The sequence below is a fragment of the Neobacillus sp. S1115 genome, from assembly GCF_055385565.1.
This window is the reverse complement of sequence record NZ_AP038275.1, coordinates 5,666,878-5,691,084: the sequence shown is the minus strand read 5'-3', so window position 1 is coordinate 5,691,084 and position 24,207 is coordinate 5,666,878. Positions and strand designations below refer to the sequence as shown.

The following is a 24,207-nucleotide window of genomic DNA, read 5'->3' as shown; positions in this document are numbered from 1 at the left end:
AGGGGGTTTTTTGAGGGGAAAAGTAGATTTGGGGGGGAGTTTTAATGAAGATAAATAAAAGGATTCAAATTTTTCGAGAGTTTATGGAGCAGAAGGGCGTCAGACTTAGTTTGATTTGGGATCCCGACAATCAATATTATTTAAGCGGGTTTCGAGCGATTATCTATTCGCGTCCCATTGTGACGCTCATCCATGCGGATAAAACTGAACTTATTGTTCCAGGGCTGGAAGAGCTTCATGCCTTAGAAAAGGCGAAAGTTGACAAACTCTATGTTTATTATGAGCAGATTGATATGGCTCACAAGGAGATTTCCTATTTAGATCATTTAACTAGATTGCTAAAAAAATATCCTGCCGGAACAAAGCTTGGCGTTGAATTGGGGCTGCTGCCTGCGAGCGTCTATTTATTTTTACAAGAGCAGGGCTTTGAGCTTGTCGACGTTGGTCAAAAAATTATTAACATGAGGGCGATTAAAGATGAACAAGAGATAGAGCTGCTGAAAATTGCCGGCCAGCTGTCCGACTATGCGATCGGCGAATCGCTCAAACATGCACGGGCCGGAATTAGTGAATTGGAATTCGATTCGTATGGTGACAAGTTTTTATTGGAAATTGCCTCAAAGGACTATCCGGAGGAGTTGATTGGCTACGCGAATTGGACCTGTTCCGGAATCAAGCGGAGCGCCATGCCGCACCTTTATTCCAGCACGCGGAAATTTGCCGATGGCGATGTTGTCGTTCACAGCCGTCAGGTGTGGTTTAACGGATACCGAGCCGAAAACGAGCGGACGTTTTTTGTCGGAAAGCCATCTGAAAAACAAAAGGACTTATTGAAATTGGCGATCGAGGCGCAGCGGGTCGGCATGGAAATGATTCAGCCGGGAATTACGGCAAAAGAGGTCGATATTGCGTCGTATCAGGTTTTTAAAAAGGCTGGTTACGGAGAATATGTGAATCATCGAATCGGACATGGGTTAGGATTATCGGAACACGAGGAACCGTACTTGCGGTTTGATAATGACTTGGTGCTCGAGGAGGGCATGGTTTACACTATTGAGCCAGGCGTGTATGTACCGGGCCTTGGGGGCTTTAGGCATTCCGATACGATTATTTTGACCAAGACAGGAAGTTTTTCGATTACCCAATACCCTCGTGAACTAGAATACATGCTTTTTGATTAACAGCTGAGGTGGACGTCATGTCGTCAATTATTCTTACCATCATTGTGATTAACGTTTTATATGTTTCTTTATTTACTTTGAGAGTGATGATTGTCATTAAAGGATACCGGGTTCTAGCCTCAGTGCTGTCGATGGGTGAGGTGTTTGTCTATTTGATGGGACTGACGATTGTCCTTGATAATCTTGATAAACCCATGAACATCGCAGCCTACTGCTTTGGCTGGGGACTAGGTGTGTTTGTCGGCAGTAAAATTGAAGGGTATTTGGCTCTAGGTTACGTCGTGATGGAGGTCATCGTTGAGCCGGTGGACTGTATCCTGCCTGACAAACTCAGGGAACAGGGCTATGGAGTCACTTCTTGGGGGGCCGATGGAAAGGAAGGCAGGCGGCTGGTCATGAAAATCCTGGCCAAACGAAACCGCGAACAAAAACTCAAAAACCTCATCCTATCCCTATCACCAAAAGCCTTCATCATCTCCTACGACCCCACCCACTTTAATGGAGGGTTCTTGCTAAAGAGGCTTGGGTGAGGCATGGGGACGGTTCTCATGCCTCATTTAGAGCAAAGGGGACGGTTTTTTTGCTTCCAAAGTGAAGCAAAAGAACCGTCCCCGTGCTCTATTTCGACGTATTTTCTGATAGGATGGATGATATTTTGATGTAGACTAATAGGTCTTCTTCGGAAAATTGGTGTAGTTTGTTTAGTATTTTGGCATATTCCTGTTTATCTAATTGGTAATGGAAATCGTAAACCATCTTCCCTTTTTCTGTTAGCTCTAGGATGTATTCTCGTTTATCGATTGGGTTTTTGGATTTTAAAACTAGGCCTTTTTTAATTAGTTTATTAACCATTTGGGAAATGGCGCCTTTTGTTTTTTTTGTAAGATTGGCAAGTTCGGAAGCAGTTGTTTGGGTTTTGTTTCCGATTAAATTGATTGTATGTGCTTCGACCATATAAAGCTCATCTTCGGTACCGTACTTTCTAGGTATACTTTCGTAGGAGCTAATTTGTCTGGAAAGGTCATAGACAGATTCCATTAATTCATAAATAATCTCTTCCTTTTTCATTTCTGCTCCTTTTTAAAAATTTAATAGATTCTTATCTTTATTATAGCATAATACTTATTTTTCCAGTCACTTTTATCAGATGGAATAGCCTCCAATACCGATGAGAAGAAAGACCTAACAATTATATTTCGATATAATTATTTCAATTTTCAGAATTTTTATTGACTAAATATAGTATAGTTGCTAAACTATATTTAGATGGTTTAGGTACTAAACTATCGTTAAAAGCACTTTTTTAAAAAATATTTGTAAGCGTTTTAATTCAAAAGAGGGGGAGTTGATTTCAAGTGAAGTACGATTTTGACCAAATCGTCGACCGAAGAAATACGTATTCCTTGAAATGGGACGGCGGCGATTTAATTAAGGAATTGGGAATTACCCAGAGGTATGATCAAGAAACTTTGCCTTTATTTACGGCGGACATGGATTTTCCCGTTCCACAGCCTTTACTCGATGCTTTGCATCAAACAGTCGAGCATCGGATATTTGGTTACTCCATTTTTCCAAAGGAGTACTTCGAGGCGATTCAGCATTGGTTTAAAAAGAGACATGACTGGGACATCCAAACCGAAGAAATTGTCTATAGCCCGGGAACGGTCCACGCATTAAATGTGGCGGTACGAGCTTTTACAGAGCCGGGTGATGGGGTCATTATTCAGAGACCGGTCTATCCTCCGTTTACTGCGGCGATTGAAGGGAACGGGAGACAGGTTGTCAATAACGCCCTGATCCGCGAACAGGATGGATCCTATTCGATTGATTTTGAAGATTTTGAAGCGAAAGCACAAAATGAAAACACGAAGCTTTTTATCCTCTGCAATCCGCATAATCCCACCGGAAGAATTTTTACACCAGAAGAATTAACAAGATTAGCAGATATTTGTGAAAAAAATCAGGTTATTATCATTGCGGATGAAATTCACGGGGACTTAATTCGCCGGAACCAAACCTTTATCCCAATCGCCAAAGCGGCAGCGAACACACGGCATATCATTACCTGCACGGCCATCAACAAAACCTTCAACGTGGCCGGGCTCCATTGCACCAATGTCATCATTCTGAATCCTGAACTTAGGAACATCTTCAGTCAAGCCATGGGGTTCCAATTACCTTCGCCCTTCACCGTTTCAGCCTTAATCGCTGTCTACCATGAAGGCGAGGAATGGCTGGAACAGTTAAAAGAATATTTAGATGAAACGATGGAATACGTTAAAGACTTTTTTGCTGAAAAAATGCCACAAGTGAAGGTACACATTCCGGAAGGAACGTATGTGATGTGGATGGACTTCAGCGCCTACGGCATTACGCCAGAAGAGGTTCATGATCGCATTTACAACAAAGCCAATGTCTTATTGGAAGATGGCAGTATGTTTGGTGAAGAGGGACAAGACTTCCAGCGGATTTGCGTATCTTCCCCAAGACCGATTATTAAGGAAGCATTGGAACGGATCGAGAGGGAATTTGCCGACCTCGAGTCTCCTAGCCATAAAGCAGCTACCATCCGATGATGCAGCAACAATCCCAAAAAAAACATATAAGAGGTGAATGAAATGGCTAGTCAAGAATCGAATTTAAAAAAGGTTTTAGGTCTTGGGGATGTAATGAGTATTAGTATCGGACAAATAATTGGTGCGGGAGTCATGGCCCTTACCGGGATTGCCATTGGGATGACTGGGAGCGGCGTTTCATTAGCCTTTGTCATTTCATCCATCTTTACCTTGTTTATGGTTATTCCTATTGCCGCGATGGGTTCAGCTATTCCAACAACAGGAGGATTGTACAGATATACAAGCCGGTTATTGTCCCCAAAGGTCGGGTTCTTTTGGTTAACGTTATTTATTCTTGCGCAGTTAACCCTGGCTATGTATGCGATATCCTTTGCGGAATATGTTCAAGGCCTGGTGCCTAATGCACCGCTAAAACTGATCGCGTTCTTGCTGCTGACTGTGTTTTATATTGCGAATTTAGTAGGCGTACATTTTGCAGCCCTTGTTGAAAAATTAATGGTTCTTGTCTTGCTGCTTGCCTTGATTGTTTTTGTCGTATGGGGAATGCCTGAGGTGAACTACGCTGTGTTTAATTCAGGTGAAATGTTCTCAGGCGGCTTTGGTGGATTTTTTATGGCTGTAGGATTGTTATCCTTTGCTACCGGCGGTGCGCAGGTCATTGCCGAGCTAGGCGGGGAGATGAAAAATCCGGGGAGAGATATCCCGCTGACGATCATCACAACGACATTGGGTGTCGGAATCTTGTATGCGTTGATGGCGACGATTGCTGCAGGGGTGCTGCCGATTGCGGATGTTGCGAACAAGCCTTTAACAGATGTGGCCAAAACGATTTTACCAAAACCGCTGTTTATCTTCTTTATGGTCGGTGGAGCCATGTTTGCCTTAGCAACAACATTAAATGCGACTCTTTCCTGGGTTACTAAAGGGATTATGATTGCCTGTGAAGACGGCTGGCTGCCAAAATCCTTAGGGCAAGTAAATAAAAAGTTTGGAACACCGCACTGGTTACTTACCTTGTTTTATGTGATTGGAGTAATTCCAATTGTAACAGGGCTTTCCTTAGGAATCATATCGGCTTTAGGCACTGGTGTATTCCTGCTGGCGAATATGATTCCGGTTTTTGCTGCCACCAAATTACCAAAGAAACACCCTGAGCTGTATCAGGCGGCACCATTTAAACTGTCGCCAATGGTTTTAAATACGGTTGTCTATATCGGAATTGCCCTATTATTTTTTCAAGGATATTTACTCATGTCATCATTATCTATGCCAATCATTATCGGGACGATTGTCTATATAGTAGCGGCTGCATCCTACGTTATGATAGTAGGTAAAAAAATAACCCACGATCCAGGCCACTTCGGCTTCGGCGGGCATGTAAACCCAACTGAAAACCCCAAGGAGAATATAGGAGTCTAAAATGATGCATGGGAATGATGCATGGGGACGGTTCTCATGCCTCACTTTGTGAGGCAGAAGAACCGTCCCCCCGCATCCAATGAAATGGAGGTAAAAGATTTGATAGATGAAAGTTTATATAAAAAGTCAAATATTCGTAGATTGCCGGAATTAGGAAAGCTTGCGCCCGAGACGTTTAAAGCATTTGTGAAGTTTGACCAATTGGCTTTAGCGCCAGGGGCGATTCCTCAAAAGACAAAAGAACTCATTGCAGTCGCTGTGGCACATGTTACGGGTTGCCCTTATTGCATTGATGGTCATGTTTCGAAGGCAAAAAAACTAGAGGCTTCGAAGGAAGAGATGCTGGAGGCGATTATGGTCGCGACTGCTTTGAAAGCAGGTTCGGCCTTGGCACATGGATTAAATGCCTTGAATGCCTATGATGAGGATGGGGAAGAAGAGCTTTACAAACGCTCAAATATGAATCGATTTGGCGATTTCAAAGAATTAGGGCCAGAATCCTTTCAAGGCTTTGTGAAGTTTGATACGCAAGCTTTGAAAGCCGGGTTATTAAGCCGTAAGGAGAAGGAATTAATTGCTGTTGCTGTCGCCCATGTGACAGGCTGTGCCTACTGTATTGAAACTCATACGAAAAAGGCCAAGCAATTGGATGTTACGAAGGAAGAGCTCGTCGAAGCCATCTTTGTCGCAACCGCATTAAAGGCAGGGGCTGCACTGGCCCATAGTGTGAATTCGCTAAACGCATACGATGAAAATTAAATAGTGAGGCGTGGGGACGGTTCTTGTGCATCATGATGCACAAGAACCGTCCCCATGTTTCATTTTTAGGTTTATAGCAAATAATAGGAATGGTAGTAAAATTGTTTTTCGAAAAGGATTTGAGGGAACGTAATGTTACACACTGTGGTTTCGTATTTAAGATTTGCGCTGCCTTTTCTTTATTTGCTGGGTTCCTGGCGATGGGGGGATTGGAGGAATCGGAAGGATTACTATCCGACCATTCTTTTTTTCGTAACCGTGAACTTTTTTATTTCTATTATTATGTATGAATATCCACTATGGACTTATAAAGAATCTTTTTTTATTCCCAACCATACCATTGTTGATTTTATCATTGCTTTTTTGATTTTCCCCCAAATAGCCTTTATATATCTTTCAAAATACCCTTTTCAGGCAAAAATGCTTAACCAGATAGTATATATATCTTTCTGGGTCATCTTTGGTATCGCATTGGAAAGCCTTTTTAAGGCTGCAAACCTCATCTCCTATGATCATGGATGGAATTTCTGGTGGTCTCTAATAGTCTGGATCTTTATGTTTTTTGGCCTGCGCCTCCACCACACCAGGCCCATCTTAGCCTGGCTTCTCTGCTTCATATGTACCATTTTTTTAATAACATACTTTAACATCCCCCTATCGAAATACAAATGATGCATGGGGACGGTTCTTGTGCCTCACTCGACATGCTGCACGAGAACCGTCAGTCACCACGCCTCACCATCTCACTCATCAAACAAACTCTATTACGTCCTCCAAAGGAATCCGTGTGGTTTTGAATGCCGGTGCCGCTGCTTTTCCTAGGGAGATCAGGAGCATTGGCATGTAGCGGTCGGATACTTGGAACTTGTCCATAAATTTTTGTTTGTCGAAGCCGCCCATCGGGACTGTGTCGTAGCCTTTTGCTTTGGCAGACAGCATCAGCTGCATCGACACAAGGCCTGTATCAAAGGCCGCGATACTCTTGCGGACATCCTCGGGCAAGTTGGGATACAAGCTGTTTGAACCAGCGATTAAACGGTGCATGTTGACTTCATCCATAAAGCCGGCTTCATTAGCGCTTCTATACACCTTCTCAATATTTCTGTACATTTCCTTATCACCCAAAACCGCAATCACGGCTGAAGAGGTTTCGACCTGCTCTTGATTGTTTGCAATCTGCCGGAGCTCTTTCTTCATTTCTTGGTCCTCAATCACGATAAATCGCCAAGGCTGGAGATTGCTTGAAGAAGGAGCCAGGATAGCCTCATTTAAAATTTCTTCAATCTCCTCCCGGGCTATTTTAAAAGTAGGATCATATTTTCGAACAGAGTGACGTTCTCTGATTACATCGCTGAAACTCTGTGCGTTCATAGTTGCAGTGGACATTCTTATTGCCTCCTTTTGAAAAGTAAAACTTACTAAAAGTAAGCTTTTTTAGTTCGTGTTTTAGCTTACTATTAGTAAGTAATTGAGTCAAGTGAAAACTATTGTGATATAATGTGAAAATATTGGTGAAAAGCAAATGAGGTAAGAAAATGGAAAAATCAAACTGTACCTGTACCGAACAAGAGATCAGTAAAATTTGTAAGGATTTTCACGGAACGATTGAATTTATCGGAAAACGCTGGATGGGGATTATCATCTATCAATTACTCAATGGGCCTAAACGCTTTCATGAACTAGTGGAGAATATTCCTGGCATTTCTGACAGACTTTTAACCGAACGATTGCGTGATCTTGAAAAAGAAGGCCTGGTCATCAAAAAAGTCCTTGTCCCTTCGCAAAAGAAGGTCGAATATGAATTAACCCCAGCAGGGAAGGAACTTGAAGCGGTAATTACTTCGATTCTCCACTGGGTTAAAACAAGGCAGAAGTGAGGCATGGGGACGGTTCTTGTGCCTCATTAATGCACAAGAACCGTCCCCACGTATCAAATAAAAAAGGGCAGCAATAACATGCTGCCCGTAGCTTCGGATATCGAGGATCTACAGTTGGTTTGAGACTATCGTTAGTAATGCACTAAGAACGATAGTGGCAAAAACTATAGAGACATATACAAGGTTTTTCTTCATCTTTTTCCTTCTTAGTACTTCCTCCGGCGTAAGCCAGTAACTCTTCGACATCAAAATTCCCCCTATATATTTGATGGCAGCTGGCTGGCCTTGTTCCATCACAGAGACCCCTATAGCTTTGCGTCATCACCTTTCAGTGATTTTGCCCTTACATAGATTAAAGGATTTTGAGGAATTTGTCTAGATTTGTCGAAAATGAAACATGGGGACGGTTCTCGTGCCTCATTTTCGATTCGTTTTGATGAACAAGAACGGTTCCCGTGCCTCATTTTAGCTCGTTTTGATGCACAAGAACCGTCCCCATGCATCGTTCTAAAGCTCTCCTATTGTTAATAGAATATATTAATTTGAGGAAGTTGAAAGTGGTGAATGTCGAGGATGAAGGAAACTGCCCATATAGAGATTAGTGGGATGTATTGTGCCGCTTGCGCCGCCAGAATTGAAAAGGTTGTCTCTAAATTAGACGGGGTCGAGGAAGTGCAAGTCAATCTGGCAACGGAAAAGGGACGCGTTACATTCAGTAAGAACCGGACAAGCATTCAAGAAATTATAAATAGAATCATTAAAATAGGATATGATGCAAAAATCGACCGGCAGAATCATGTTCAGTCCGAATTGGAGAAACGGAAAGAAATGACGGTTCTCAAGCGGCATTTTTTTGTCTCGGCCTTACTTACTATACCTTTGGCGTGGGCGATGTTTGCGCATTTTACATGGGCTTCTTTTATTATAGTGCCAGAGCTTTTTCTTCAGCCCCTCTTCCAATTTGCTTTGACTATTCCTATTCAATTTGTCATCGGGTTCAAATTTTACGAAAGGGCATGGAAAGCGCTGAAAAGCGGCAGTGCGAATATGGATGTTTTAGTGGTGTTAAGTACATCAGCCGCCTTTTTTTACAGCCATTATTTAACGTTCACGCATTTAAATACTACAGAACATCCAGTGTTGTATTATGAAACAAGTGCTTTTATCATTACATTTATTTTATTAGGAAAATTTCTTGAAGCTAGAACCAAAATGAGGACCACACAGGCAATCAAGCAGCTTTATCAATTGCAGACGAAAACCGCCACGTTGTTTTTGAATGGAAAGGAATCTCCATCCCCTGTGGACCAGTTGTATCCGGGGCATGTGATTATCGTGAAATCAGGAGAAAAGATCCCGATTGACGGGCAGGTGATTGAAGGGAACTCGATGGTTGACGAGTCTTTGTTAACAGGTGAAAGCATCCCTGTTGAAAAAAGCAACGGCCATGATGTTTATGCCGGGACCATCAATCAGAACGGCACTTTAAAAATAATAGTTACAAAACGGGATTCTGAGACGACGTTGTCGCAAATCATTCGGATTGTCGAGGAGGCGCAAGGATCTAAGGCGCCGATTCAGCATATCGCCGATAAAGTGACCGGCATTTTCGTCCCGATTATTATTTTGATTGCGCTGCTTACGTTTGTTCTTTGGTATTGGATGTTTCAGCCGGGAGTTTTAAGCGAGGCGCTGGAGAAAATGATTGCCGTCTTAATTATCGCCTGCCCTTGTGCCCTTGGATTGGCGACGCCTACTTCGGTCATGGTCGGGAGTGGACGAGCCGCCCAGTCGGGGATTCTTTTTAAAGAAGGGAAGTTTCTTGAATTACTAGGGAAGAGCACCACGGTAATCTTGGATAAAACCGGAACGATCACGAAAGGCGAGCCGCACGTTACGGACGTGTATGTAGAGCATGTTAGTGAGGGAGAGTTCTTTGCCATTATCGGTGCGGTGGAGGGATCTTCGGGGCACCCAATCGCGAAAGCTATCGTAGCAGAAGTCCGAAGAAGGGGAGGAAGACTTCCAATTGCAAATGAGGTTGTAGCGATCCCGGGTTTTGGAATTAAGGCATTTGTGGATGGAAAAGACGTGTTGATTGCCAATCCAAGTTATTTTTCGAAAAATAAACTTTTCATTCCAGTTAGAGTATGCAGAGAGATTGCCAGGCTTGAACAAGAAAGGAAGACGGTAATGGCGGTTGCGATTCAGAACCGCTTTGCCGGAATGATTGCAGTTGCCGATGAGGTAAAACCAGCCTCGAAAGCGGTGGTATCTGGGTTGAAAGGGATGGGACTGGACGTCATCATGCTGACGGGCGACAACCTTGAGACCGCTAAGGCGGTTGCAAAAAAGACCGGGATTTCAAAGGTGAAAGCGACCGTCGCACCACAGCAAAAGGCGGAAATCATCCGAGCATTGCAGAAGCAAGGAAAGAAGGTGGTGATGGTCGGGGATGGGATGAATGATGCCCCGGCCTTAACCGTCGCCGATGTCGGCATCGCCATGGGGACCGGCTCCGACCTGGCCATCGAATCCGGCGACATTACCGTCATCAAAGGAGATTTGAGCAAGGTGGTCGAGGCCATCCAAATCAGCAAAGCCACCATGACCAACATCAAACAAAACTTCCTCTGGGCCTTCCTATACAACATCATCAGCATCCCATTCGCCATGCTCGGCCTCCTAGCCCCTTGGCTCGCCGGTGCCGTCATGGCCTTCAGCTCCGTCTCAGTAGTCCTAAACGCCCTTCGACTAAACCGAATGTGATGCACAGGGACGGTTCTTATGCCTCAATTTCAAAAGCAGCTTGTCCCCGTTGACGGGCAAGCTGCTTTGTTTAATACATAAAAACTAAGGTTATTATTTATTGGCTTGACGTCCGCTTTTTTTCTGACTCTGTGAATTGGTGTTTCCAATTTGAAATTCATTGCCTAATTCAATATCATTCCTTTTATCGTGTTTCTCAATTTGTTCTCTCGTTTGATCACGCTGCATTCCTGGTCTAGACACGATTCATTCCATCTCGCTTTCCGATTAGTCTTTTTTAAATTCGCAAATAAGGCATGAAAAAAAGGGGGTACTGAAGCAAATCAGTATCCCTTTTTTGTGGAAACACAGAAGAAATCCTGGGTAGGGTCTGTTCCGAAGACTTTTCTGATCTCACACAACTATTATTATGTACTCATACGCAAATTTATATTAGGTCATGGGGACGGCTCTCGTGCCTCACTTTCGTAAGCTGCTTGCTTACATCTCAGGCAGTGTGGTTTTTTTGCTAAAGGAAAACTCGAAATTTGTTTGAGTATACAGGAAAAGCATCCGCTATTTCCCAAGCAATTTTCGACGAGTTTTTCCAATGCATTCAAGGGAAAATGTAATAATAACGGGTTTTGTCAGGATTCAACCAAACGATTGGTTGAAAAAGAAAAACGGGAAACCTGTAAAAGTCCCCCGAAAAAATCATAAAACAGCCTCTTTGAACCCGTCCTTTTGATGCACAAGAACCGTCCCCATGCATCACCTATGCATCAATTTGTGGTAAACTAAATAATATTTTAAATTTATGTAAGGTGTTTGATGTGCTTGGAGTTTAAACAGTTGGAGTGTTTTATTGAGGTTACACGGACGGGGAGTTTTACGACGGCGGCGGAGAATTTGTTTATTACGCAGCCGGCGTTGAGCAGGATTATTAAGTCGTTGGAGGATGAGCTGGGGACGCCTCTGTTCATTCGGACGAGGAAAAAACTGGAGCTGACGGATGCGGGGCGGGTTCTCGTCAAACATGCCGTAAAAGTCGAGGAGCAGCTGCAGCTATTGAGCGAAGAGCTTGATACCGTGCTTAAGTTAAAAACGCGGCATGTCCGCATCGGACTACCGACAATCACCAATTCGATTTTTTTCTCGCAGCTGATCGCATCGTTCCATCAGGAATATCCAGAGGTGACCTTCCAATTAGAAGAGGATGGGTCGAAACGGATAGAAGAGAAGATTATCAATGGTTTACTCGACTTTGGAGTCATCGTTCTTTCTGAAGAAAATGATCTTCTGGACAAATATATGTTTGTAAAAGAAAAACTGAAACTGGTTGTTCCACCATCACATCGTCTGGCAGCCAAAAAAGAAGTGTCACTGCAGGAACTGAAAGAAGAAAGCTTTATCATGTTTAATAAGGATTTTGAACTGCGAAATCTCGTCATCACGGCCTGCAGGGGGGCTGGATTTCAGCCGACGATAATTTCTGAAACCTCCCAGTTGGACTTTATTCAGGAATTGGTTGCCTACAATATCGGGATTACGTTACTGCCTGAGACTACTTGTTTGGAGTTGAAAAATGATTTTAAAACCATTCCTGTCACTAATCCGGTGATTGAATGGAATCTGGCGTTGATTTGGAAAAAGGATGAGCACCTATCGAAGGTTGCCAAAGAGTTTATCCGCTTTGCGAGGGTAAAACTGGCGAAGGAAAACCCCTCCACTGGCAATTATTAGAAAGCTTCCTCTTGTAAAAGGGGGAGCTTTTTTCGGTTCCGCCTGACAGGAGGCGCTTTCATACAGTTTTGTTATGAACACCATGTTCTATCGGCATTGTATTATAACACAGTGGCCGTATTATAATTTTCTATGTCAAAAAAATTAATGCCAACGGGGCTGCCGCTTCGAAAGGCATTTTTATATATAGGGTGATGGAAATGCAAACAAAAAAAGTGAAAGAAACACGTGTTGTTCAAACCGACCAAGTGCTCATCAATGATTTGAACAACTACCATACATTATTCGGCGGCGTTCTAATGAAGAAAATGGATGCCTGTGCAGTGCTTTCTGCCCGCAGACATACACGGGTCAAGGAATGTGTAACAGCATCAACGGATTCCGTCAATTTCATCGAACCAATTCGCGTCAGTGATTCGGTCTGCATCGAATCCTTTGTCAGCTATACAGGGAAAAAGTCAATGGAGATTTTCTGCAAGGTAGTTGCTGAGGATTTGGAAACAGGAAATCGCAGAATTGCGGCTACGGCGTTCTTTACGTTTGTTCCTTTAGATGAAAATAAACGGCCAATCGAAGTGCCAGCGGTGATTCCGGAAACAGAGGAAGAAAAGTTTCTTTTTGAAACAGGCAAAGAACGTGAACAAATCCGCAAGCTGAAAAGGCAGCAAAACAAAGAACTCGTGTCTAAACTTACAGTAGATAAGCCATGGGATTAATACGAATCAAGGGGGAGAAATACATGGTCATCGTTTCAAGCTATAACGAATTAAAAAATGTGCAAACAGCCATCGAAAAATTAAATGCTTCCATTTATCAAAAATTTATTAATATCATTAAACTGACTCGCCAATTTCATTATGGATATCAATATATGGGTTCCTTACTGATGGAGGAAGACTCAAGCCATTACGAGCCAGCAACCCAGGATGAATACGTTCTGTCAGTTTATTATGGTGAAATAGAAAAATTAAAAACAGACAACAAATTCCGTGACCTAAAACAATTGCTAAACAACTACAAACAATTAGGCTACGTAAACATCAGTAAACTCGCATTAGGCGAAAACCCACAAGCACTAGTCGGTCCAACTCTCATCAGATAATGATGCATGGGGACGGTTCTCGTGCCTCAAAAATTGAGGCGCAAGAACCGTCCCTTTGCTTTACCTGTGCCCCCAATTCCCTCTCCACTTTTTCAAGCAAAGACAACCCACTTCTGTTAAAAAACATGGAAATCGGTCTAACATCATCTATTTTCGACTAATTATGACAATTTTGGGACGTAAAATGATCCTTTGTGACGATTACTATAGAGGGGCAGTTTTAACCAAATAGAGAGAGAATTGGAGACATGATGATTTTGACACAAGAACTTGTTGTAAATGGGGAAATGACGCTTAGCAGGAAGGTGACGTACGGCAAGGGCAAGAAAATGCAAAGTCTGCCAGTATTCACTTCAAGGATGGAAAAACGTGAATATTATAAAAGCATCCAGTTTGATATCCGAAATGTGTTAGATGTTAAAGGCTTCTTAAGAGACATTCGGGCAAATTGGAATACATATGTTTCGCAGGTTAACGAATGGATTCAAAGCAATGTCGTGAAAAAGCTTGTTGTGACAGGCATTTTTACCGTTGTTTTTGGTTTGTTTACAAGTGCAGCGAATGCCGCATTTATTCAAGAATACACCTATCAGGTTAAATCGGGTGAAAATATTGAAACCATCGCAGCAAAACATGGAGTCACCGCACAGGAGATATTAGACGCCAATGGGATTACATCCATTAACGGTAAAAAAATTCTATTGCCAAAAGTGGAAGACAGGACTGTGACCGCCACATCCCTGAATGTCCGTTCCCGGCCGAACACGGATAGCAGCATACTTGGAACCTATAAAAAAGGGGAAGATGTCAAGGTTGCATTTATCGAAAATGGATGGGCGGCTATCCTGATTAACGGACGCGTTTGTTATGTTAGTGCAGCGTACCTTTCGCAAAAACAAGTCATTGCTTCTCAAGCAAAAACGATGTATGTGACCGCCACATCGTTAAGAGTTAGAGAATCTGCTTCCATGGGCGGTGCCGTACTCGGTTCGTTAAAATTTAACGAAGGAGTGTCTGTTATCTCAACCTCTTATGGCTGGGCGCAAATTCAATACAATGGCAAAACAGCGTACGTAAGTGCTGCTTATTTAACTAATAACGCACCTACTTTGGCAAATAATGAGCCTAGTAAACCCAACAGCTCAACGACAAGTACATCTGTGTATGTGATTAAGAGCGGGGATACTTTTACAAAAATCAGTAAAGCGCTTGGGGTCTCAGTTGCAGCCATTCAGGCACTTAATCCAACAGTGGACCCGGTCAAGTTGAAAATTGGCCAACCCATCAACATCCCTGGTGAGGCAACTGCCTCCGCGCCAAGTCAAATTAGCGTAACAGCGCAAATCGGCGGAGTAAACCCAAACGGAGTCTTCCGTTTCAACACCCCTGATGGCCGGACCTACAGTGCAAAAGCATCAGGCAACATGATCAATGAACTTTTTAACCGCCAAGGAAAACAAGTGACCCTAACCCTTGAAGCAAAAAGAGGGCAACAAATGACCCTGGTCGCGCTTAGATAAAACTCGGATACGCGGGGACGGTTCGTGCCTCACCAGTGGCGTGATGCATGGGGACGGTTCTCGTGCCTCATCCAGAACATCCGCAAAATAAAATAAATATCCCAAGACTCCCTCAGCACAACACTGCGGGAGTTTTTTTATCATGGAATCAAAAAAGGATAAATATTCCAAAACGATAGTTTAAATGTTAAAATGATTAATAGCACAATGGGCCAGGTTCCTATGTAATTAGAAAAACTCTTCTAAAGGAAGATGATCAAAATGGATGTCCATATAGAAAAACGAACATGGTCCTCGCTTGATACCTTTATTTTTTTCATCCGGATTTTCTGGATTGTCTTTAATGTATCGATCAATGCGCTCCCGCTTTATCCAGACCCCTATAAAAAAATGCTGTTCGCCTTATGGTTTTTGCTCATTTTGTTTGTTCCCTACCTATTTTACAGGCCGGGGAAGATTCAGCTCCACCTCTATTTAACCGCAGAATTGACCCTGACAGGCAGCATGTTCATCTTTCTGGTCAGCCAATTCTATCATTTGGGCCCGGAAATCCTAAGCATCATCAGTTTCCCGCTTTTCACCATCGCCTTTGTCAGCCAGTCCCGCCCATATATTTGGATTTCCCCCATCCTGAGCGCAGTACTTGTTTTTACAGGAGCGCTGGTCGGCGATTATTTTTTCAAACAGGATTCCTGGGGGCGGTTTGCCGATATGGCGATGCTATATGGCTTCGGGTTCATGCTCGGGAGGATCGGCATGATGAACCAGCATCGCAATGAACTGCTAAATTCCATCCGTGAAAAAAATAAAACCCTGGAGCAATATACGAAAAGAATTGAAGAATTGGTGATAAAAGAAGAAAGAAGCCGGGTTTCAAAGGATATGCACGATACGGTGGGACATGTTTTCACATCGGTGATTGCCAGTCTGGACGCGCTCCCGTTTATCATTAAGGCCAATCAAGAGGCGGCGGTCTCATCAATTCAGGAGCTATCGCAGTTAACTCGAAAAGGCTTGGCAGATGTTCGAAAAACGATCCATCAGCTGTCAGGGGATTGGAGAGACCAGGCCTTGACCGCCATTTGCCAAAGTTTAATCGACGATTTCTCAACCCATACAGAGACAATCGTTGATTTTCAGGTAAGTGGGCATGAAACCGAAATCACTGATGGGGGAAAGTACGCCTTGATGCGCAGTCTGCAGGAGTCCCTGACCAATGCGAAACGGCATGGGCAGGCGACGCACATAACGGTTACCCTTCAATTCACCGAGGCGATGATTCTTTTGCGGATAAAGGATAATGGCGTGGGCCGTGAGCAAATTCAGTATGGCTTCGGCCTAAAGTCGATGAAAGACCGGCTGATGACTCTTGGCGGCTCCTTCCTTATTGAGTCCAATGAAAAACAGGGAACGACGGTCAGATGCACAGTTCCAGTTCCGAAGGAGTGCAGTGAAAGATGATTCGATTAATGATTGTTGAAGATCAAGAATTAATTCGAAAAAGCTTAAAAATTGTTCTGGAAAGCATATCGGACTTAAAGGATATTGCATTGGCCGAAAATGGGAAGGCGGCTATTGCCCATTGTGAGCGGTCGGTGCCAGATGTGATTTTGATGGATATTGAAATGCCGATCATGGATGGTGTTCAGGCCACAAAGGTCATAAAGGAAAGATGGCCGCAAGCCAAGATTATCATTTTAACGACGTTTGAAGATATTGACCACGTCCGGACCGCGCTTCAGGCGGGCGCAGAGGGTTATATATTAAAAGCGGTGGATCCGCAGTTTTTGCTGAGAGGAATTGAACTGGTCTATTACGGCGGATCGCTTGTGCCGCAGCATTTGGCAAGAGAAGTTTTTCAAAGCGTATCCGAATCACAACCAGCTGCCCCCGAGGAACCTTCTGCCAATAACCCGTATGACCTAAACCAGCAGGAATTGAAAATTCTGAGCCTTCTCTCTCATGGCTTCCAAAACAAGGCCATCTCGGAAAAAATGTTCTTATCCCTAGGCACGGTGAAAAATTATATCTCCAGCATCTATTCGAAGCTAGATGTCAAAAACCGCTCCGCTGCCATTACAAAAGCAATGGAGGAATGCCTGTTGCCGGAAAAGAGAAAATAGAAGCAAAAAGCTGACCTATATTGGCAGCTTTTTTTAATGGGCCTAAACCCAGCCCCTCCTTCATCATTGAAAAAAAGTCATGGTAGAAAGTAACCGAAAAGTCATCTTCCCCCCTGAAAGGTTATGACTTTTCGGCACTACGATGATGCTGTTTCAAGCGGTACATTAGAGATACAAATTCACAGGGGGTTTTTAAATTGAAAAAGAATTACATTCGCTCGTTATCGATTGTCTTGATAAATGTTTTAACACTTTTCGTCTTGATGGTTGTTTGGGGCAAAAAGATGGACCAATTAAACATCGTCCAGTGGGGGACGCTTACGGTTATTGGGGCTGTGCTCCAAACCGTTTCAATCCTGCTTTTCTACAAATATGTCGATAAAAAATCTTTTTCTACTTTACGACTTAAGCTGAACCGGAAAGATGTGCTGTTTTCGGTACTTTCCGTTTTGTTAACGGCCGGTATGGTCCTATTTTACGTGTATCAGGCTGCCAAAGTGGATCATTTTTCGGTTCAATGGAATCTCGCAGCGTTTTCGAGCGTTTCGTTTTACCTGTTGCTGTTGCTAGCAGCATTTGCCTGGTTTCAGGCAGCCTTGACGGAAGAGGTGCTTTTCCGATGGTACCTGGTGACCAACCTCGAGCATCTGAGCACAGTAAAGCTCTACATGATTACCAGTTTGTTTTTCATGCTGTCACATGTATTCAAAGGCTTAGATCCGATTTTCATCCTGTTTCTGCTGACCGCCAGCTGCTCGCTTTTGTATGTCTATTTACGAAGCGGCCGAAAATTGCTGCCAGTCACCATTGCCCACATGGCCCAAAACCTGACCATCAATCACCTAATCGGACCAAGCGACATCGCTATCCTCCAATTCACAACAGAACCAAGCATCATCCACCTAATGGCCTTATTCATCCTATACAACGCCATAATCATCGGCCTATCGACCATGATTTATAGAAAATAGAGCGTGGGAATAGAGCGTGGGGACGGTTCTCATGCCTCATTTCAGCCTAACTATCACCGCCATTTTGATGCACAAGAACCGTCCCCATGCCTCATTCCCTCTAGGTCTGAGGTCTTAGTTGCAATTACAGCAGCTGCCCGAGGTTAGCGGAGGGTTGGAAACTCTATAATAAAAAAGGTAAATACATCCAAATGCATCTGATTATAAAGGGGAAGAGAAGTTATGAAATCGTGGATTAGGTTTTCGTTAAAGAATGCAGGGGTAATTTTTATCGCCATGTTGATGGTGATTGCTGGGGGGATTTATTCAGTCAAGACGATGAAGATGGAGTCAATGCCGAATGTCGACATTCCATATATCATTGTCCAGGTTCCGTATGTCGGCGCTACTCCGGAGCAAGGATTAGAGGATATAGGCAAACCGCTGGAAGAAACGCTGTCAGGAATCAAGAAGCTTGATAACTTATATATCGAAGCTCACAGTAATGTGGTTGTCGGAGTTCTGGAGTTTGAGATGAGCAAGGATATGGATGAAGCGGAGAAGGAAGTCACGACCGCAGCCACTGCCATCAAGCTGCCTGCCGGTGCAGAAAAACCGGAGATTCTAAAGGATGGTCCTTCCGCCATGCCAGTCTTCACCTTTGCGCTATCGTCGGAAACCGCCAATCAATCCGACCTGACGCAATATATCAACGAGCGGATTAAGCCGGCATTGACCGGAATTGACGGAGCTGGCTCCATCGATATTTCCGGTGAAACAGAAAAGGAAGTCGCCATCAAGCTCGACCCGGAAAAAATGAAGCAGCACGGTGTGACCTATGAGACCGTCAAGCAAACACTGCAGGCGCACCATTTTTCATTCCCGGCTGGGCAAGTTAATATCAACGAAAAAACATTCAACGTGCAGGCCGATTTCAAGCTCGATTCGGTTGAGGATGTAAAAGCAATTCAAATTTTAGCACAGGGGCCAACAGGCGCGGTTGAAAAACTGCAGCTGGCCGACATTGCTGACGTTTCTTACACAAACAAACAAGAAATGGTGTATACCCGCCTGAATGAAAAGCCTGCGGTCCTTGTAGAAATGAAGGCACTGCCTGGCGCCAATACCGTTGAAGTCGTTTCGAAAGCAAAGGAAAAGCTGGATGCACTGGATCTTCCAGCTGGCTACACCTTAACGAAATTATTTGATACGTCAAAAGAAGTGAAATCATCTGTCGATGGCATGCTTCGCGAGGTATTGCTCGGAACATTGTTCGCCGTAATTGTCACTTTTCTTTTCTTGCGTAACATAAGGGCAACGCTGGTGGCTGTGCTTTCCATTCCGCTGTCCATCTTGGCCTCAATGATTACGCTGAAGTATTTTGACTATAGCTTAAACATGATGACACTCGCCGGAATCGCCGTGGCAGTCGGCCGCGTCATTGATGACTCAATCGTGGTCATCGAAAATGTGTACCGCCGCACGCTAACAAGCCCGAACCGAAATGAAAAGCTTGTGCTGACAGCGGCAAAGGAAGTGGGCGGAGCCATCACTTCTTCAACGTTGACGACGATTGCCGTCTTTGGCCCGCTTTCCTTTGTACCTGGAATCATTGGCCGCTTCTTTGCCCCGTTCGGCATTACGGTCATTGTGGCACTGGCTTTCTCATTGATCGTCTCGCTAACTGTCGTGCCGCTGTTGGCGAAGTTATTTTTACTAAAAATAAAACACCAAGAGATGAAGGAATCCATTTTTGAAAAAGCCTATCGGCATACGCTAGCCTGGGTGTTGAATAAACGGGCAATCACGATCATTTTGGCTGTTGTCCTATTTGCCGGATCGCTAGTCTTGGTGCCGCTAATTCCAAAAAACTTCCTGCCGCAGGAAAAAGCCGTATCGTACCGTTTGACAGGTGATTTACCGGCTGGAACTTCGCTGGAAAAATCAAACCGGATTGCTGTAAAAATGGAAGAAATCCTAAAGCAGGAAAAACAGGTGAAACATGTTCAAACCGTTGTGAATGGGGAATATGTCCGTTTATCGATTGACCTGAAGGATGACACTACAAAGAATCAAACAACTGATTTTGAGAAACGGGTCCGAAACAAGGCAGAAAAGCTTGATTCTCAAATGCTAGTAGCGCTTAGTCCCGTTGGCCTTGTAGGAACAAGCGGTTTGGCGTTAATGGTTGAAGGCGGGAACGCCGAGGATTTAGAGAAGGCTGGAAAAATGATCACAGAAAAACTGAAAGGTATCGATGGTCTGGAAAATGTCGAATCCAACCTTTCTGGAGTGAAGGAACAGTTACAGCTCGAAATCGATGATAAGAAAGCTGCGGAAAAGGGTTTAAACCCAATCATGGTGGCAGGTTATGTTAGGGAGTTGATTTCCGGAGATACGGTCGCCAACATGCAGGTGGAAGGGAAAACGACAAACATCCATCTGTCATTGGCAGGGGAATCGTTAGATTCCATTGATAAAATCATGAGCCAAAGCATGACAAATCCGATCGGGCAGCAGGTCACCCTTTCCGAAGTGGCAACCTTGAAAAAGGCGCCAAGTCCGTCTGCGTTATACCGGTTGAATCAGCAGCAATATGTGCAGGTGACGGGCCGTATAACCACCGATAACGCTTCGGGTGTGCAGGCAGAGGTGGATAAACGGATGAAAGCCTTGGATTTGCCGGCAGGAATCACCTATCATTCAGAAGGCCAGGCGCAAGCAATGAATGAAGGTTTTACCAATATGATGATTGCTATGGCAGTCGCTGTTGTGTTGGTATTTATCGTGATGCTTGTTGCATTTGGCAACACGTTAATGCCAGTTGCGATTCTCTCGTCGCTGCCATTCTTATTCTCCGGCGGATTGCTGGGATTGTATTTGACGAACCAGGCACTAGGAATGCCGGCGTTAGTTGGATTTTTAATGTTAATCGGAATCGTGGTCACCAATGCCATTGTGTTGATGGACCGGGTGAAGCAAAATGAACAGAAGGGAATGGAGTTAAAAGCCGCGCTGCTTGAGGCCGGAAAAACACGCCTACGTCCCATCCTGATGACGGCACTTGCCACAATCGGCGCTCTATTGCCATTGGCCCTATCCGACGAAGGCGGACTCATCTCCAAATCACTCGCCATCGTCGTCATATCCGGCCTGCTTACATCCACCCTGCTCACACTCGTCATTGTCCCAACCATGTACCACCTACTCAGTGGTGCACGGGGACGGTTTTTGCGCATCATCGCCAAGGGTGAAAAACGAAACACGGGGACGGTTCTCGCGTTTCATCAGCAAAAACAGTAAAAAAGCCCGAATCCCTATCAAGGGAAACGGACCAAATCACTTTCTAGTAGGCTGTCTTTATTGAAGGTGCCAATAAAAAATGCACATGCGGTTTGCATCCCAAACCCCATGTGCATTTTTTGTAGCATCAGGGTTAGAGATGCTTATTTCTTTTCAACTTTCACTAACCCTTTTCCAAAATTATGCTTATCAAAATAGCAAATGACCGTATCGTGAACTTGAACCCTTTCACCCTCGCTGATTTTATCCGCTGAAAATTCGATTTTTGTCCCGTCGGTACCTTTACCGTAGTATTGCTCACCCTTAATATCGGTAATTTGGTATTCTATTGTAGTGAACCCAGCGGAATCGCTGCTTGCCGTTGGCGTATTGTTCACAGGAGAAGGTGTATTATTTTTAAGCAAAACCAATGCCAATAAAACTGATAAAAGAATAACCAAGATAATTAGTTTTTTGAACATATTGCTAACCCCCATATATGTATTTTATGAAATGAAAGGCAAAAGTCATATCCCTCTAAATTCCCTCGGACTTTATACCTATAAAGGGCTCCCGCGATACTTTTTGAGGCACAAGAACCGTCCCCATGCCTCACACCTATTGATTTTGAAAAAGTAAAAACCTTCAGTTGTGCTTTTTAAAGAAGATTATTCTATAATTGGGTGGGCCGGCAAATAGCGGCTTTCAAAGTATGTTTGGACTAGTCGAGGAAAATAATAGATGATATGGTTTGGTTCGAACAAGTTTGTTTAAGGTGTGTGAAAATAATGTTAGAAGAGATATTATCTCAAGTCCAAAGTGGCAAATTAACGGTTTCTGAGGCAAAAGAAAAGTTAGCTACCTATGAGAATTTGGGGTTTGCAAAGGTCGACCATCACCGGAAGAATCGGCAGGGGTTCCCGGAAGTGATATATGGGGAAGGGAAGACGCAAGAGCAGATCCTTTCCATTATCCATGCAATCCGGTCAAAAGATAACGATGTATTGGTGACACGAATTTCAAAAGATAAGGCGGATTATATCCTTCGGGAACATCCGGAATTTATTTATAATGAAACGGCGCAAATTCTCTTTTGGAAAAAGAACACCACTAAAGTGGATGATTATCAAGGCTATATTGCCATTGTTTGCGCAGGCACGTCCGATCTGAAAGTGGCAGAAGAGGCTGCGGTTACGGCCGAAGCGCTGGGCAGTAACGTCCGCCGCTTTTATGATGTAGGTGTTGCAGGAATCCACCGCTTATTTGATAATATTGAACAAATCCAACAGGCGACAGTCTCCGTCGTTGTTGCAGGCATGGAAGGGGCACTGCCGAGTGTGGTTGGCGGTCTTGTCTCTCATCCGGTCATCGCCGTTCCGACGAGCATTGGATATGGTGCAAATTTCAACGGTTTGTCCGCCCTGCTGACGATGTTGAATTCCTGCGCCTCAGGTATCAGTGTGGTCAATATTGATAATGGATTTGGTGGAGCATACAACGCTGTCCTGATTGATAACATCGCAAAAAAAGGAGCAAACCAAGGATGAGAACACTTTATATTGACTGCTTTTCAGGGGTCAGCGGGGATATGTTTATCGGCGCCCTCCTGGATGCAGGTGCAGATCCAGCTATTTTAGAAAAAGAATTAAAAAAACTTCATTTTGAAGATGAATATCAATTAACCTGGCAGAAAATCGTGAAGAACGGCATTACTAGTACGAAGTTTGATGTGTTGTTGATACAAGCTGACCATCACCATCATGAGCATGATCACCATCATGAGCACGACCACCATCATGATGGTGATCATCATCATGAGCATGATCACCATCATGAGCACGACCATCATCATGAGCATGATCACCATCATGAACACGATCATCATCATGAGCATGATCACCATCATGAGCATGATCACCATCATGAACACGATCATCATCATGAGCATGATCACCATCATGAGCACGACCACCATCATGACCATGACCATCACCACGACCATGGTCATCACCACCGGTCATACAGTGATATTGTAAAAATGATTGAATCGTCTGATTTGGGAGCTGAAGTAAAAGCGACTTCGTTAAAAATCTTTCGCAAAATTGGTGAAGCGGAAGGACATATTCATGGTGTGCCATTAGAAAAGGTTCATTTTCATGAAGTAGGTGCCGTCGACTCCATCATTGATATTGTTGGTGCAGCAATCTTACTTCATCAACTAGATATACAGAAAGTCAAGTCCTCACCTATTCCTGTCGGCACAGGAAGAATACATATCGACCACGGCATTTATCCAATCCCAGCACCAGCCACATTAGAAATTTTAAAAGGTGTGCCGATTGAACAAAGTGATGTCAGATTTGAGCTGACAACCCCAACAGGTGCAGCCATTGCAGCCGTACTAGCAGAGGAGTTTTGCACGATTCCATCGATGGAAGTAAAGGCCATTGGCTATGGAGCCGGCACAAAAACCTTCAAAGATCGTCCAAATGTTCTTCGTGTTATCATTGGAGAATAGACCAATAGGAATTTTGAATAAGAAATGCGGATAAAGGTATTAGCCCTTTATCCGTTTTTTTTTTTTAAAACCAATTTTATAAGGAGAGAATAAATAAAAAGAATGGGAAAAATAACGTTAGTCAGTAGTTTATTAAGATGTTGCATGTAATAAGTGGTAATTTTCTGATCGTGTTTTATAACTGTTGAAAAAATAAACAAAATCAATCTGTTTTATCCTATTGACAAGATTATTCGTTACAGTATAAAATGATAACGTTCCCAATGTGATGCAAATACCAACGTTATTTTAATTTCGGTTTTGTTCGAAACATTGAGCGGATAAATGTGTTGCAAATATTATCTATTTACCATGATTTAGGTAAAATGCACCAAAGTTTAAAAAAGGCTTTCACAAACGACTCTAACAA

Annotated in this window: 23 protein-coding genes and 1 riboswitch; of the genes, 18 read left to right on the top strand and 5 right to left on the bottom strand. The window is 43.6% G+C overall.

From position 1 onward, the window contains the following. Positions 1-44 precede the first annotated feature (44 nt). Together ACZ5B7_RS27825 and ACZ5B7_RS27820 are read left to right on the top strand one after the other, a co-directional pair. Positions 45-1,181 (top strand): M24 family metallopeptidase, encoded by a 1,137-nt coding sequence (locus ACZ5B7_RS27825; protein ID WP_464491803.1) that lies wholly within the window; start codon positions 45-47, stop codon positions 1,179-1,181. A 17-nt stretch (positions 1,182-1,198) separates the two neighbouring features. Continuing rightward, positions 1,199-1,711 carry a DUF2179 domain-containing protein gene (locus ACZ5B7_RS27820; protein WP_464491802.1) on the top strand — a complete coding sequence of 171 codons (513 nt, stop codon included), beginning with the start codon at positions 1,199-1,201 and terminating at the stop codon, positions 1,709-1,711. An 88-nt stretch (positions 1,712-1,799) separates the two neighbouring features. Here ACZ5B7_RS27820 and ACZ5B7_RS27815 read toward each other — a convergent pair whose 3' ends face one another. Continuing rightward, the gene (locus ACZ5B7_RS27815) at positions 1,800-2,249 is read right to left on the bottom strand and encodes a MarR family winged helix-turn-helix transcriptional regulator (RefSeq protein ID WP_464491801.1); all 450 of its coding nucleotides are present in this window, start codon (positions 2,247-2,249) and stop codon (positions 1,800-1,802) included. 287 nt (positions 2,250-2,536) lie between these two features. Between ACZ5B7_RS27815 and ACZ5B7_RS27810 the strand changes: the two genes are divergently transcribed. The 4 genes from ACZ5B7_RS27810 (at position 2,537) to ACZ5B7_RS27795 (ending at position 6,607) form a co-directional block, all read left to right on the top strand. After that, positions 2,537-3,757: a MalY/PatB family protein gene (locus ACZ5B7_RS27810; RefSeq protein ID WP_464491800.1), complete on the top strand. Its 1,221-nt coding sequence runs from the start codon at positions 2,537-2,539 to the stop codon at positions 3,755-3,757. 42 nt (positions 3,758-3,799) lie between these two features. Next, positions 3,800-5,176, top strand: coding sequence for an APC family permease (locus ACZ5B7_RS27805; protein WP_464491799.1), 1,377 nt, complete (start codon positions 3,800-3,802; stop codon positions 5,174-5,176). A 99-nt stretch (positions 5,177-5,275) separates the two neighbouring features. After that, on the top strand, positions 5,276-5,935 hold the full coding sequence (locus ACZ5B7_RS27800) for a carboxymuconolactone decarboxylase family protein (RefSeq protein ID WP_464491798.1): 660 nt from the start codon (positions 5,276-5,278) through the stop codon (positions 5,933-5,935). Positions 5,936-6,067: 132 nt separating this feature from the next. Beyond that, on the top strand, positions 6,068-6,607 hold the full coding sequence (locus ACZ5B7_RS27795) for a CBO0543 family protein (protein WP_464491797.1): 540 nt from the start codon (positions 6,068-6,070) through the stop codon (positions 6,605-6,607). Between the two features lie 78 nt (positions 6,608-6,685). Here the strand turns inward: ACZ5B7_RS27795 and ACZ5B7_RS27790 are convergent, their stop codons facing one another. After that, positions 6,686-7,321, bottom strand: a complete 636-nt coding sequence (locus ACZ5B7_RS27790; protein WP_464491796.1) for a nitroreductase family protein — start codon at positions 7,319-7,321, stop codon at positions 6,686-6,688. 149 nt (positions 7,322-7,470) lie between these two features. Here ACZ5B7_RS27790 and ACZ5B7_RS27785 point away from each other — a divergent pair, with 149 nt between their 5' ends. Continuing rightward, positions 7,471-7,812, top strand: coding sequence for a winged helix-turn-helix transcriptional regulator (locus tag ACZ5B7_RS27785; protein ID WP_464491795.1), 342 nt, complete (start codon positions 7,471-7,473; stop codon positions 7,810-7,812). Between the two features lie 108 nt (positions 7,813-7,920). On the opposite strand, the gene ACZ5B7_RS27780 is transcribed toward ACZ5B7_RS27785, so the two are convergent. Continuing rightward, on the bottom strand, positions 7,921-8,058 hold the full coding sequence (locus ACZ5B7_RS27780) for a hypothetical protein (protein WP_423799875.1): 138 nt from the start codon (positions 8,056-8,058) through the stop codon (positions 7,921-7,923). 21 nt (positions 8,059-8,079) lie between these two features. Continuing rightward, a riboswitch (cyclic di-GMP riboswitch) is annotated at positions 8,080-8,164 on the bottom strand. Positions 8,165-8,385: 221 nt separating this feature from the next. Between ACZ5B7_RS27780 and ACZ5B7_RS27775 the strand changes: the two genes are divergently transcribed. Further along, positions 8,386-10,581, top strand: a complete 2,196-nt coding sequence (locus ACZ5B7_RS27775) for a heavy metal translocating P-type ATPase (protein ID WP_464491794.1) — start codon at positions 8,386-8,388, stop codon at positions 10,579-10,581. Between the two features lie 93 nt (positions 10,582-10,674). Here ACZ5B7_RS27775 and ACZ5B7_RS27770 read toward each other — a convergent pair whose 3' ends face one another. Beyond that, positions 10,675-10,824, bottom strand: a complete 150-nt coding sequence (locus tag ACZ5B7_RS27770) for a hypothetical protein (protein WP_464491793.1) — start codon at positions 10,822-10,824, stop codon at positions 10,675-10,677. Between the two features lie 573 nt (positions 10,825-11,397). Between ACZ5B7_RS27770 and ACZ5B7_RS27765 the strand changes: the two genes are divergently transcribed. The 8 genes from ACZ5B7_RS27765 (at position 11,398) to ACZ5B7_RS27730 (ending at position 21,301) form a co-directional block, all read left to right on the top strand. Further along, positions 11,398-12,303 carry a LysR family transcriptional regulator gene (locus tag ACZ5B7_RS27765; protein ID WP_464491792.1) on the top strand — a complete coding sequence of 302 codons (906 nt, stop codon included), beginning with the start codon at positions 11,398-11,400 and terminating at the stop codon, positions 12,301-12,303. Between the two features lie 200 nt (positions 12,304-12,503). Continuing rightward, the gene (locus tag ACZ5B7_RS27760; RefSeq protein WP_464491791.1) at positions 12,504-13,019 is read left to right on the top strand and encodes an acyl-CoA thioesterase; all 516 of its coding nucleotides are present in this window, start codon (positions 12,504-12,506) and stop codon (positions 13,017-13,019) included. 23 nt (positions 13,020-13,042) lie between these two features. Beyond that, a complete protein-coding gene (locus ACZ5B7_RS27755; protein ID WP_423799870.1) occupies positions 13,043-13,405 on the top strand; it encodes a hypothetical protein in 363 nt (120 codons plus the stop codon). A 248-nt stretch (positions 13,406-13,653) separates the two neighbouring features. Further along, a complete protein-coding gene (locus tag ACZ5B7_RS27750; RefSeq protein WP_464491790.1) occupies positions 13,654-14,925 on the top strand; it encodes a LysM peptidoglycan-binding domain-containing protein in 1,272 nt (423 codons plus the stop codon). A gap of 261 nt (positions 14,926-15,186) precedes the next feature. Beyond that, on the top strand, positions 15,187-16,386 hold the full coding sequence (locus ACZ5B7_RS27745; RefSeq protein ID WP_464491789.1) for a sensor histidine kinase: 1,200 nt from the start codon (positions 15,187-15,189) through the stop codon (positions 16,384-16,386). Further along, complete coding sequence (locus tag ACZ5B7_RS27740) at positions 16,383-17,048, top strand: response regulator transcription factor (protein ID WP_464491788.1); 666 nt, start codon at positions 16,383-16,385, stop codon at positions 17,046-17,048. Before ACZ5B7_RS27745 ends, ACZ5B7_RS27740 begins: the two co-directional genes overlap by 4 nt. Positions 17,049-17,245: 197 nt before the next feature. After that, positions 17,246-18,019 carry a CPBP family intramembrane glutamic endopeptidase gene (locus tag ACZ5B7_RS27735; RefSeq protein ID WP_464491787.1) on the top strand — a complete coding sequence of 258 codons (774 nt, stop codon included), beginning with the start codon at positions 17,246-17,248 and terminating at the stop codon, positions 18,017-18,019. A gap of 222 nt (positions 18,020-18,241) precedes the next feature. Further along, positions 18,242-21,301 (top strand): efflux RND transporter permease subunit, encoded by a 3,060-nt coding sequence (locus tag ACZ5B7_RS27730; RefSeq protein WP_464491786.1) that lies wholly within the window; start codon positions 18,242-18,244, stop codon positions 21,299-21,301. Positions 21,302-21,444: 143 nt separating this feature from the next. On the opposite strand, the gene ACZ5B7_RS27725 is transcribed toward ACZ5B7_RS27730, so the two are convergent. Continuing rightward, a complete protein-coding gene (locus ACZ5B7_RS27725; RefSeq protein WP_464491785.1) occupies positions 21,445-21,762 on the bottom strand; it encodes a hypothetical protein in 318 nt (105 codons plus the stop codon). A gap of 306 nt (positions 21,763-22,068) precedes the next feature. On the opposite strand from ACZ5B7_RS27725, the gene larB reads away from it, so the two are divergent. Together larB and larC are read left to right on the top strand one after the other, a co-directional pair. Further along, on the top strand, positions 22,069-22,827 hold the full coding sequence (gene larB / locus ACZ5B7_RS27720; RefSeq protein WP_464491784.1) for a nickel pincer cofactor biosynthesis protein LarB: 759 nt from the start codon (positions 22,069-22,071) through the stop codon (positions 22,825-22,827). Continuing rightward, the gene (gene larC, locus ACZ5B7_RS27715; RefSeq protein WP_464491783.1) at positions 22,824-23,798 is read left to right on the top strand and encodes a nickel pincer cofactor biosynthesis protein LarC; all 975 of its coding nucleotides are present in this window, start codon (positions 22,824-22,826) and stop codon (positions 23,796-23,798) included. Before larB ends, larC begins: the two co-directional genes overlap by 4 nt. Positions 23,799-24,207: the final 409 nt, after the last annotated feature.